Origin of the sequence: Nostoc sp. CENA543 (genome assembly GCF_002896875.1) — a bacterium.
Lineage (GTDB): Bacteria > Cyanobacteriota > Cyanobacteriia > Cyanobacteriales > Nostocaceae > Trichormus.
Genome location: NZ_CP023278.1, coordinates 6366615 through 6379656, shown reverse-complemented (window position 1 = coordinate 6379656; position 13042 = coordinate 6366615). Strand labels below are relative to the sequence as shown.

At 46.5% G+C, this 13042-nt stretch carries 6 protein-coding genes; all 6 read right to left on the bottom strand.

Features of this window, described 5'->3' with window-relative positions:
* Positions 1-115 precede the first annotated feature (115 nt).
* Complete coding sequence (phnE, locus tag CLI64_RS26820) at positions 116-910, bottom strand: phosphonate ABC transporter, permease protein PhnE (RefSeq protein ID WP_103140063.1); 795 nt, start codon at positions 908-910, stop codon at positions 116-118.
* A 90-nt stretch (positions 911-1000) separates the two neighbouring features.
* On the bottom strand, positions 1001-1735 hold the full coding sequence (locus CLI64_RS26815; RefSeq protein WP_103140062.1) for a phosphonate ABC transporter ATP-binding protein: 735 nt from the start codon (positions 1733-1735) through the stop codon (positions 1001-1003).
* 149 nt (positions 1736-1884) lie between these two features.
* A complete protein-coding gene (locus CLI64_RS26810; RefSeq protein ID WP_103140061.1) occupies positions 1885-2859 on the bottom strand; it encodes a phosphate/phosphite/phosphonate ABC transporter substrate-binding protein in 975 nt (324 codons plus the stop codon).
* Positions 2860-3196: 337 nt separating this feature from the next.
* Entirely contained in the window at positions 3197-7249 is a 4053-nt protein-coding gene (locus CLI64_RS26805) for a DNA-directed RNA polymerase subunit beta'' (RefSeq protein WP_103140060.1), read from the bottom strand.
* 106 nt (positions 7250-7355) lie between these two features.
* The gene (locus CLI64_RS26800; RefSeq protein WP_103140059.1) at positions 7356-9233 is read right to left on the bottom strand and encodes a DNA-directed RNA polymerase subunit gamma; all 1878 of its coding nucleotides are present in this window, start codon (positions 9231-9233) and stop codon (positions 7356-7358) included.
* 95 nt (positions 9234-9328) lie between these two features.
* Positions 9329-12628 (bottom strand): DNA-directed RNA polymerase subunit beta, encoded by a 3300-nt coding sequence (gene rpoB, locus CLI64_RS26795; RefSeq protein WP_103140058.1) that lies wholly within the window; start codon positions 12626-12628, stop codon positions 9329-9331.
* Positions 12629-13042 lie beyond the last annotated feature (414 nt).

Genomic DNA, 13042 nt, shown 5'->3' with positions numbered 1-13042 from the left:
TAGACTCCAAAGCGCAAAAAAAAAGACGCTATCAGCCAATATGGCTCAGTTAGCGTCAAAAATCTCAATATACAAGGTTGGGTTGAGCAAAGCGAAACCCAATATTAATATCGAATTACATCGAATCTAGACGGCGACGGAGTTGACTGCTAAAACTATCAATTACCGTCACTACTACCAACAGCACCAACATCATCGTTGTGGCTTTGTTGTATTCAAACCCATCAATATAACTTTTCAACTGAAAGCCAATCCCACCTGCACCGACTACACCTAAAACTGAAGCAGCGCGGATATTATACTCAAACATCCATAGGGTATAGCCCAAACCCAAGGGTAAAACTTGAGGCAAAATACCGTATTGAGCAACTTGAAATCTGGATGCTCCCATAACTTGCAACGATTCTAAGGAGCGATAATCAACAGCTTCAATTGCCTGTTGGTAGAACTTAGCGAGATAGCCAATAGTATAAATTCCTAAAGCTAATGTCCCTGCGGGTGCGCCTAAACCTGTAGCAGCGACAAAAATTAATCCTAAAATAATTGAAGGGACGGAACGAACAGCATTTTGCAGTAAGTTAGCTAACCATTGCAACCAACGCGGCGCAACATTATTGGCACTAGCTACAGCAATGGGTAAAGAAATGATTGCGCCAATGGTTGTTCCCCATAGAGACATCTGTACAGTCTCAATCAGTGCTTTAATGGCTATGTCAATAACTGCTGGATCGGGGGGGAACAGTCGCGAGATGAAATCGGTGATGTAAGGCCAGCTAGAACGCAACAGTTCAAAATCAACCTTTAGTCCTCGCAATGCCCAGCCATAAACTATCACCAGAATTAGTAAAATGAGTAAGGGATTCACCCAAGGATAACGACGAAAGAGTTTTGAATTTAACAATCGACTCATGGTTTATACTGAACTGTTAACGCTCTCAAATAACTCAAAACTCAGGAGAAAGTGATCGGCAGACGAGCAATTGCTTGGGATTGCCCTTACTCACGGAGAAACTTGAGCAAATTTTTCTTGTAAATTATCGCACATTCCATCATAAACTACACGCCCAGCATCTAAGACGATCGCACGCTGGGCGTATTGTGCGGCTATACCCAAATCATGTAAAACTGTAACAATTGTCATCCCCTGTTCGGTATGCAGTTGTGATAAAGTCTCCATCACCTGCTGACAAGCGATGACATCTAAGCCGGTAATGGGTTCATCAGCGAGAAGAATTTGTGGTGACTGAATCAAAGCACGGGCGATCGCGACTCTTTGTTGTTGTCCCCCGCTTAATTTGCTGGTTTTTTGATCAGCTAAGTCTCTGAGTCCCAGCTGTTCAAGTAATTCTAAAGCAAGTTTGCGATCGCGTTGAGGAAAACCCAACAAAGTCTGCCAAGTGGTTCTAACTCCCAGTCTGCCACACAAGACGTTTTCTATCGCTGATAACTGGGGAATTAACCCACCACCTTGAAATAACATCCCCACATCACGACGGACTTGAGATATTGTCCGAGATGTCATTTCTATGCCATTAATACGGATTCCACCTTTTTGGAAAGGAACTAATCCCACTAGCGATCGCAGTAATGTCGATTTACCTGCACCGTTTAGTCCTAGTAAAACAACAAACTCACCTTGCTTGATTTGGAAATTGACACCATTGAGGATAGGACGATTCAGAGACGCAGCATAAGCCGTCTCCAAATTGTAACAATTTATTACAAAATCACTCATCCTCAGCCTCAGTCAATTTTATTAATTAGTTTTACAATGGTGGGTGCTGAATTTTCAGTAACTGATAAAAGTGATGTTTACTTAACTAAAAGTCTTTTACCCTCACCACTTAATACTCAATACTCAGCACTCACCACTCATCACTCTTTCTATGGTTCAATCCCAACACGCTGTAGTGCTTCACGCACTGGTCTTAAGTGGCGAGTGTGATCAACTCTGACTAGTTCTGTAGAGTTGTACAAGCCACGCAGTAACTGATTATTTTGGGACTGGTTTAACTTTAGTAAAGCATTGATAATTTGTTCTCTTTGGGGTGCGGGTACATCATCATCAATGGCGATACCGTGAGCAGGTACACCGGAAATTTTGTGTAGTACACGCAATTTGCTTTTTTCTTCGGCAGTGATGTAAGGGGGAAACAAAGCATATTCCGATACTACAGCTACATCCGCTTGACCACGCAAAACGGCTTGTAGAGCTTTGCTGTAGTTACCACCGTAAGTAATTTGGCTAAAGAAACCATCCATGCGATCGCGGTTGGGAACAAATCCCTGTTTTACCAACTCACTCACGGGGAAGATAAATCCTGAACCAGAGGTGGGAGAAGTAAACGCCATTCTCTTACCCCGCAATTGTTCCAAGGTTGCTTTAGGTGTATTTTTGGTTTGCAGATTGCTATTGCTAGGAACAACGAATACTGAGTTATAAGTATAACGTCCAGAATAGTTTTCGCGGACTTCTGCTAAATACAAACGAGAATTAGCTAATTGTTCCGCTTTCAGTGCCGGACGACTGCTCAAGAAAGCTACATCAGCACGGTTTGCTCTTAAAGCCTCTACCGCCGCCGTATCATCGCCTATCTGTGCTGTTACGGGAATACGTAGTTCTTTAGATAAAAATGCAGCCACAGCATTAGCTTTATTTTGCAAATCTGTGGAATCTGAGCGACTAGGAAAAACAATATTTAATCGCTTTTGACTTTGAGCCAGTAAGCGTGGTGCTTGTTGATTATTTATAGAGTTAGCATTGCTGGTTTGCATAACTCCAAAAGTGCTGGCGGCTATACCAGTCAACGTTATGAATGCTGCACCAGCACTCAACAAGCCTTTTTTGCTCACACTCATCTTTAATTCTCCATTAAAACTATTTGCAAAAATAATGCAAATTAATATCAACTATCCCGATTTATGAATCTAGAGGTTTTAGGAATAAAAGTCAATAGTTGTGATCTATACAGCCCCACAAATGAGAATAATGCGGTAAATATGTAGCTACAAGTCGAATTAGTTACAACAAGCCCAGATTGATAGCCTGGTCTAAAATCTCGAAGAAGTTGGGGATCTTATATCTCATAAATGATTTAGGATTGCTATATTGCATTGCAGGATGGTGATGAATCAACAAAAAAGGCAAAAGAATTTAATCTTTTGCCTTGAATATTTATCTGTTTACTGATTGAGTTTAGTAATCATCATCATCATCGTCATCATCATCAACTTCTTCATAGTCGTCGCCTTGGTCGTCTTCTATGAGGTCGTGAATTTCATCTGCGATTAATTCATCATCATCCAGAATCGCCCGACGACCGGCAAATCCGGTATCCAAGCCAGGCGCGTCTAAGTTGTAGGCGCGTGCTGTGCGGTCATCAAGAACCATGTCTAGTGGATCATCGGTTTCATCTAAAACGCTGCTGGTGTCTAAAGTTGCGTAATCATCGATCATTCCTGGTTCGTCGTAGGTGTTGTAACCAGTTCCCGCCGGAATCAAGCGACCGATAATTACGTTTTCTTTCAAGCCACGCAACCAATCAGATTTACCTTCAATTGCCGCTTCAGTCAGTACCCTTGTGGTTTCTTGGAAGGAAGCCGCAGAAATAAAGCTATCGGTATTCAAGGATGCTTTAGTTATCCCTAATAATACTGGGGTGTATTGCGCTCTCGCACCACCAGTAATCGCCATTGCTTCATTCACCTGTTCGACTTGACGCAGTTCCACCAACTCTCCAGGAAGCATGGTAGTATCGCCACCATCATCAATCCTGACTTTGTTGGTCATCTGGCGCACGATGACTTCGATGTGTTTGTCAGCAATATCAATCCCTTGGGATTGGTATACCATCTGGACTTCGTTCACCAAGAAGGTCTGCACCTTTTGTAAGGCATGGCTAGCACAAGCATATACTCCGTCCTCTGACCCCAGACTGAAGAAAACTTCGAGAATTTCGTGGGGGTTGGAAGGGCCATCACTCAGGTTGTCTCCGGCTAAAACATGAGAACCATCTAGTACAGCCAGGTTTTGACCGGGGCCGAGTGGGTAGTCAGTAACTACGCCGTTGGATTCTATCACCTTGATGGCGATCGCTTCATCTCCATCACCATAGACCACTTTCACTTCTCCACCCCGTTTGGCGAGAATACAAGCCTCTTTGGGTTTCCGGGCTTCTAACAGTTCTTCAATCCGGGGTAAACCTTGAATGATGTCTCCAGTTTTCGCCCGTTCAAAGACCAACAGCACTAAGTTATCGCCCCGTTGTACCAAATCACCATCTTCTACTTGCAATACTGCACCAGGACTGACTCGGTAGGGACGACCAACGCGGATAGTGATGGCGTAGTTTTGTGTGCTGAGTGCGCTAGATTCCCCTGCTGTTTGCTGATTCCCTGCACTCTTGACGGAGACAACTTGACCAGATTCCTCAGCCGACACGCCAGGCGCAATTTCTGCACCAGCCACAATTAAACTACCTGTTTTCACCTTGGGCTGGACACTGCTATTAATCGTCACCATGTCACTGTGACGCAGCACCAAACAACGGCGTACTGCTTCCGTGCCTTTCTGCACACCCCTCACAATCCCGCCTTCCTTAGACAAGATTTGGGTACGTGCTACCACTGCACCAGGCGCAATCATATCGCCTTCTTTGACTTCCAAGCTGGTTTGGGTACTACCTTGAGTCGCATCAGCCGCAATGTCACGCCGAATCACCAAGGACTCCAAAATTACCAACTGTAAGCGTTGAACATCAGAATTTTCTGCGTCAGGAAGTAATTCAATATCCGCAGCCAGAGGAGAAGCGTTATGTTCTTGTTCCCCTTCTTGGTCAATTTCCAACACCAACTGAGTGCGTAACAGTTCCACGCCTTCCACAGATTTGACTCGTTCGGAATCTTTGTAAGGTAAGCGTTGTACTGCCCTTAATTGAATGGAACGACCTGTTTGTTGGCTAACGGAGGTAGTAGAAGGAACATCTGGTTGATTAGGGATAGCAAACTCCACAACCGGACGGCTCAACAGTGCGGGGCCTTCTGGTGACTCCACATACTGGATATAACGCAGTTCAGGGAATACTCGTCCCAATAATTCCTCACCCGCAGGCAGGAATGTATCGTCACGCCCCATAACAGCTTCCGGGTCATCAGCCATCAGCAGTTCCCCAGGCTTGATCACCACTTCCCGCAGGATGTCGTTTTTCTGGGTAACTTCCACAACCCCGTTGTTTTGACAGAAGATGTCTTTAACTACTTCAGTGCCAGCTTCTACATACTGACCATCTTCTACCAACAATAGGGAGATGTCTTTGTTAACTTCGTGGGTTTCTTCGGGAATCCACAACAGTGTACCGCCCTGTACCACTTCGTAACCCAGCTTGGCTTTGCCTTTCTTCTGGACTTCTACGCCAGCGAACTTCAGCATCCCACCGGTGGTGGTGCGATAGCGGTCGTCAATCAACTCAGCTACCACTTGACCATTCTGCACTTTTGTGCCTGGTGTAGCACGCAGGTTAAACACTTGGTTATTACCTGTGGTGATGAGGTAGTTGTTGCGCCCTTGGGAACTTTGGACGGTGACTGTCGCTTGGTCTAAAACTACCGAGGCAGTAATAATTTCAATTTCCCTGGTACTCTTTCCTGGGGTAGCTTCTGGTAAACGGACTACACCACCATGTAATGTGGTGAGTTTAGTTTCTGCCAACACACCGTTAGTTTCTACGGAGTCGCCATTTTTGACTACTAATTCTGCACCAGGGGGTAAGTTATAAACTTCCCCAGACAAGATCCAAATTAGACCACCTCTGGCGGCTGTGGTGGTGGTGTTTCCTTGACGGTCGGTTTTTTGTTCGGGGACGACTTCGGCAAACTTCACTTCTCCAGCTAAGTCAGAAGCCACATCTTTCACAGCTTTTTCTGTGTTTGTCCTGGTAGTCCGTCCACCCAGGGCAACTTCCGCCAGTAATTGCCCTTGTTTTACCTGCTGCCCGTCAAATACGTATAATGTTGAACCTTGGGTAACTTGAACTTCCTGCGGTGCTGGTGTTTCTTCACCTTCTTTTGGTGGTTCTAGAATAAAAACACCATTGCTTTCTATGTATAAAGCATCTTCCCCGTGACGAGTCCGATAGGGTCTTGTCCGTAGTTTCCGGGGTAGTTTGACAGTCCCATCAATCTTGGAACGCACTTGTTGCGCTACTTCCCCAGTGAACACACCACCAGTGTGGAATGTCCGCATGGTGAGCTGGGTTCCAGGTTCACCAATACTTTGAGCAGCGATAATCCCGACGGCTTCACCTAAGTCTACCATTTTGGCGTGTGCCAAACTCCAACCGTAGCAGTGTTGACACACAGAACGGGCGGCTTCACAGGTAAGAGGCGATCGCACCAAAACTTCCGTTACCCCAGCCTTTTCAATTTCCTTAGCTAATTCATCAGAAATTGGGGTGTTACGGGGTGCAATTACTTCTTTAGTAGTTGGGTGGATGACATCTTCTCCCACTACCCGACCCAGCAAGCGTGTAGACAACTTGATTAAAGTCTTATTCCCTTCGGTCATCGCCCGTAAAGGAATCCCTCTGGTAGTACCACAGTCAATTTCCCGAATGATCACATCCTGGGATACGTCCACTAGACGACGGGTCAAATAACCAGAGTCGGCGGTGCGTAAAGCTGTGTCTACCAAGCCCTTACGCGCACCATACGAGGAGATAATATACTCCGTTACGGTCAAACCTTCACGGAAGTTAGTTTTGATAGGTAAGTCAATAATTTCCCCTTGCGGATCTGCCATCAGTCCCCGCATCCCTACCAACTGACGCACCTGGGAGATGTTACCCCGCGCCCCAGAGAACGCCATCATATATACAGAGTTGAGGGGATTAGTCTTTTTAAAGTGGACTACCACTTCATCTTTGAGGGCTTCACTAGTACCGTTCCAGGTGTCAATTACCTTCTGGAAACGTTCTACTTCGGTAATCTCCCCTCTTTGGTAACGGGCTTCGGTAGCGCGAATTTCTTCCTCGGCTGCTTCCAATAGACTCCGCTTACTGGGAGGAACCATCAAATCATCCACACTGATAGAAACCCCAGCTCTTGTCGCATAGCGAAAGCCTAAATCCTTCAACTTATCCGCCATCACCGCAGTACGCGCCGTCCCATAATGGGTAAATGCCCAAGAGATCAAATTTCTCAGTTGACCTTTGTCAACGACGCGATTGCGAAAAATCATTTTTTCGTTAGTCATTAGTCATTAGTCCTTAGTCAATAGTCATTAGTCCTTAGTCAATAGTCATTAGTCATCGGCCAAATAATTTTGACTCTTAACTTTTGACTATTGACTTTTGACTTTCCTAACTAGCAAGTGCTTCTTGAATCGCCTTATTGTAAATAACGCGACCAGGGGTTGTGCGTATATACTGAGAAATTAAGTTGCCCTGGGCATCTTCTCGGACACGGCGGAACTTGTACATGACAGTCCGGCTACCGTCTTCGTTATTTACCACTTCCTGGGGTTCGGTGTCTGGTTGTTCGGTTTCCATTTCACCATCAAACCGCACGTATATGTAGGCGTGCAGGTCAATTTGTTCTTGCTGGAAGGCCATGATCACATCATCCAGAGAACCGAAGAATCTACCTGCGCCTTTGGTAGCATCGGGGTTTTCCGCCGTCAGGTAATATGCTCCTAACACCATGTCTTGGCTAGGAGTGATAATTGGTCTACCCGTTGCTGGTGACAAGATGTTGTTAGAAGCCAACATCAATAACCGTGCTTCTGCTTGGCTTTCCAGGGATAGGGGTACGTGTACCGCCATTTGGTCGCCGTCAAAGTCAGCGTTAAAGGCGGGACAAACTAGCGGGTGTAGTTGAATGGCTCGACCTTCTACCAAAATTGGCTCAAACGCCTGAATACCCAAGCGGTGTAGGGTCGGCGCACGGTTGAGCATGACGGGGTGGCCTTCGATCACCTCTTCTAAAACATCCCAAACACTGGGGTCAGAACGGGAGATGAGTTTTTTCGCAGCTTTGATGTTGTTCACCATGCCGCTACGAATCAAACGATTAATGACAAAGGGTTGGAATAACTCAATTGCCATTTCTCTGGGCAAACCGCACTGGTGAATCTTCAGCTTTGGCCCCACCACAATTACCGAACGTCCAGAGTAGTCAACACGTTTACCCAGCAAGTTTTGCCGGAAACGTCCTTGTTTACCCTCAATAATGTCAGACAAAGATTTCAGGGGTCGGTTATTGGCACCAACTACGGTACGTCCCCGACGACCGTTGTCAATTAAAGCGTCTACTGCTTCTTGTAGCATCCGCTTTTCGTTGCGGACGATAATTTCTGGTGCCAGAATTTCTTGCAGTCTTGCTAAACGATTATTTCGGTTAATTACCCGACGATATAAATCATTTAAGTCGCTGGTTGCAAAGCGTCCACCATCCAGTTGCACCATTGGGCGCAAATCTGGAGGGATGACGGGAATCACTGTCATCACCATCCACTCTGGTTTGGAACCAGTAGCGATGAAGTTGTCAATTACCCGCAGGCGTTTAATCAGTTTTGCCCGTTTTTGCCCTTTCGCAGAGCCGATTTCTTCACGGAGATTTTCGGCTTCTTGCTCTAGATTAATGTCAGCTAACAGGCGCAACAGTGCCTCTGCACCAATACCTACCTCAACGCCTTGTAACTGAGAGTCTTCGCTATAAATTTGGTCTTCGATTTCTAACCACTGGTCTTCGCTCAGTAGTTGTTTATAGCTTAAGGTCTCCGCGTTACCAGGGCTGAGAACCACATAGGAGTTGAAATAGACAATTTGCTCCACATCCCGCAAGGGCATATCGAGCAGGATGGAAATATAACTAGGAATCCCTTTGAGATACCAAACGTGGGCTACAGGGGCTGCCAGTTTGATGTACCCCATCCGATGACGGCGTACTCGTGATTCGGTGACTTCTACACCGCAACGTTCACAAACAATACCTCTGTGGCGGACTCTCTTGTATTTACCACAGTGACATTCCCAATCTTTTGCCGGCCCAAAGATGCGCTCACAAAATAAGCCGTCCATCTCTGGCTTGAGAGTCCGATAGTTAATTGTTTCTGGTTTGGTGACTTCACCAACTACTTGACCATTGGGTAAGGTTCTTTCACCCCATTGGCGAATCCGTTCTGGTGATGCCAAGCCGATTTTTACGTAGTCAAACTGATTAGTTTGGGCTGGTCTCATACTTAAGTGCTGAGTTTTGAATTATGAGTGTATTTAATTTTGTTAATGGGTCATGGGGCATTGCTAATTAATGCCTATGCCCCATTTCCTCAGATTTATTCGTCGTCTTCCAGTGATTCACGGGAGAGCGATTCATAGGTTGGTCTGGGTGGTGTTCTTCTGGCTGCTTGGTCTGCCATTAAATCGACTTCTACATCCAAGGAACTGCCATCGGCTTGGGTTTCTACCTTATGTACGGCAATATCTAAGCCCAAGGATTGCAGCTCTCGCATCAACACCTTAAAGGATTCTGGTGTACCAGGTCTGGGAATTGCCTTACCTTTAACGATCGCATTTAAGGCTTCGTTACGCCCCTGCATATCGTCAGATTTGACTGTCAGCAATTCTTGCAAGGTGTAAGCTGCACCGAAGGCTTCCAAAGCCCACACTTCCATTTCCCCGAATCGCTGACCACCTTGTTGAGCTTTACCACCCAAGGGTTGCTGCGTAACTAAGGAGTAGGGGCCTGTAGAACGAGCGTGAATCTTATCGTCTACTAGGTGTACGAGTTTGAGCATATAAGCGACACCCACGGTTACAGGTCGGTCGAATGGTTCTCCTGTCCGACCATCGAACACCATGATTTTGCCTGGGTCATCGGGGTTGTATACCCAATTTCTACCTGTTTCGTCCCGTGATTCTTGCAATTTGCCATGCACGATGCGGCGGGATGATTCTTCCCCGTACATTTCATCGAAGGGGGTAATCTTAAATCGCACGCCTAAGTTATAGCCAGCCCAACCTAAAAGACACTCAAATACCTGTCCTACGTTCATCCGGCTGGGTACACCCAGGGGGTTCAGCACAATATCTACTGGTGAGCCATCAGGCAGATAGGGCATATCTTCTATCGGTAATATGCGGGAAATAATCCCTTTATTCCCGTGACGACCTGCCATTTTGTCGCCTACCTGAATCTTCCGTTTCTGGGCGACATACACCCGCACCACCATGTTGGCCCCTGGGGGTAATTCATCACCCTGTTCACGGGTAAACAGGCGCACATCGACTACCCGCCCTTTTTCACCGTTGGGGACGCGCAGGGAATTATCTCTCACATCCCGTGCTTTTTCACCGAAAATCGCCCGTAACAGTTTTTCTTCTGGGGGTTGGTCGGATTCCCCTTTGGGTGTGACTTTACCAACTAAGATGTCGCCAGCTTCTACCCACGCCCCAATGCGAATGATCCCTTGCTCGTCTAATTGACGCAGGGCATCTTCCCCGACGTTGGGAATTTCTCTGGTGATTTCTTCGGGGCCGAGTTTGGTTTGGCGCGCCTCAATTTCATATTTTTCAATGTGAATTGAGGTGTAAATGTCATCTTGGACTAGTCGCTCGGAAATCAAAATCGCGTCTTCGTAGTTATAGCCTTCCCAGGGCATATAAGCGACGACGATATTTTGTCCTAGTGCCAATTCACCGCCTTCCGTAGATGAGCCGTCAGCTAATACTTGCCCTGCTACTACCCGTTCACCCATTCGCACCAAGGGTTTCTGGTTGAGACAGGTATCTTGGTTAGAACGCTGGTATTTGGAGAGGCGGTATTTAATTTCTGGGGCGTTGGGTTTGGGACGGACACGAATTTCTGTCGCGTCTACGTAGGTGACATCCCCATCTGTTCGGGAAATAATCACCATCCCGGAGTCTCTCGCACCTTGAGCTTCTAAGCCTGTCCCTACCAAGGGACGCTCTGGTTTGAGTAGAGGTACGGCTTGACGTTGCATGTTAGAACCCATGAGGGCGCGGTTAGCGTCGTCATGTTCTAGGAAGGGAATCATACTGGTAGCTACCGATACGATTTGTACCGGAGATACTGCCACGTAGTCTACTTGTTCTGGGGTGGTGGTGGAGAATTCTTGACGGTAACGGACTGGTACTTGTGGCCCAATGATGTGTCCATTTTCATCGACGGGAATGTCTCCTGGAGCTACCCGCAAATCGTCTTCTTCATCGGCGGTCATGTACACTGGGGGCAAATCGAATCTCACCAGACCATTTTCCACCGGTCTAAAGGGAGTTTCGAGGAAGCCGTACTGATTCACCCGTGCATGGGTAGCCAAGGAACCAATTAGACCTGCGTTGGGGCCTTCTGGTGTCTCGATGGGACAAATCCGTCCGTAGTGAGATGGGTGAATGTCTCGCACCGCAAACCCTGCCCGTTCTCTGGTCAAACCGCCAGGGCCTAAAGCTGAGAGACGACGCTTGTGGGTCAGCTCCGCTAGGGGGTTGGTTTGATCCATGAATTGGCTCAATTGGCTGGAGCCGAAGAATTCTTTGATGGCTGCTACTAGGGGTTTGGGGTTGACTAGGGATGCTGGTGTCAAAACTTCCGCATCAGATACGGTCATCCTTTCCCGAATGATTCTTTCGAGGCGGTTTAAGCCTACTCTGACTTGGTTTTGCAACAATTCGCCCACGCTGCGTACCCGACGGTTGCCCAAGTGGTCGATGTCATCTACGCTACCAATGTCATATTCTAGGTTGATGAGGTAGTCGACGGCTGCCAAGATGTCTTGGGGGGTGAGGACGCGTGTTGGTTCGGGAACTGACAGACGCAATTTTTTGTTGAGTTTGTATCTGCCTACCCTACCCAAGTCATAGCGTTTGGGGTCGAAGAAACGGGAGTCTAGCAGTTGTTGTCCACCTAAGACTGTTGGTGGTTCACCAGGACGGAGTTTGCGATATAACTCCATTAAGGCTTCTTCTTCGGAAAATTGCCCTTCTTTTTCAATGGTTTTTTGGAAATACTCAGGGTGACGTAGAGCATCAAAAATTTCGTTATCTGATAACCCTAGAGCCTTCAAAAGTACCTGGGCTGAGAGTTTGCGGGTTTTGTCGATGCGTACCCACACCAAATCGTTACGGTCGGTTTCAAATTTTAGCCACGCACCCCGGTTAGGAATGAGTGAAGCTGAATAGGTACGTCGTCCGTTTTTATCGATTTCTGATTTGTAGTAAACTCCAGGCGATCGCACAATTTGATTGACAATTACCCGTTCGGCACCGTTAATGATAAACGTACCGCGATCGGTCATCAAAGGCAGATCCCCGATAAATACTTCCTGCTCTTTAATATCACCTGTTTCTTTGTTTAACAGGCGTGTGGGGACGTACATTTGCACAGCATAGGTGCTATCCCGCCGTTTCGCTTCTTCGACGCTATACTTTGGCTCCTTGAGCTTGTAGTTCTGTCCTAAAAAATGCAGTTCTAGTTTGCCCGTATAGTCTGTAATAGGACTAAAGGAGTTAAGTTCTTCAATCAGCCCTTCTTCTAAAAACCAGCGAAAGCTTGAACGCTGGATTTCAATTAAGTCGGGCAACAAAAAGGCGGGTTCAATATAATTTTCGCTAATCATGCCTCTACCTTTGTCAACCTGGTTAAATCTTGAGTGGAAGTAGCTACACACTGGGAGTTGATGTCACTAGCTACTGTCCTTAGCTGTTGGGGAACTTCTCCTTTGATGTCACCTGAACTTTACTCAGGTGTGGGTAAACGCAGCAATTGAAGCGGTTGGGGACGATTTTGACAAGGGGGGTCATAGCCCTTAATCACCAGCAACAGCTAGAAAAATACAGCTATTTGATGTATCTCTGAACAGCTGCATTCTATTTGCTTGAATTTGATTTTTTGCCTCACTTCCCCTCCTCAAAGCGCGTTTACTAGTTTACGCAGCTATTGTTTGCTCTGCACTACACCATATGTATTTACGGTGATAGTCTGAAATTGAGGAACTGAGCTACATTTTGTAAGCTCTGGAGCAAAATGGCTT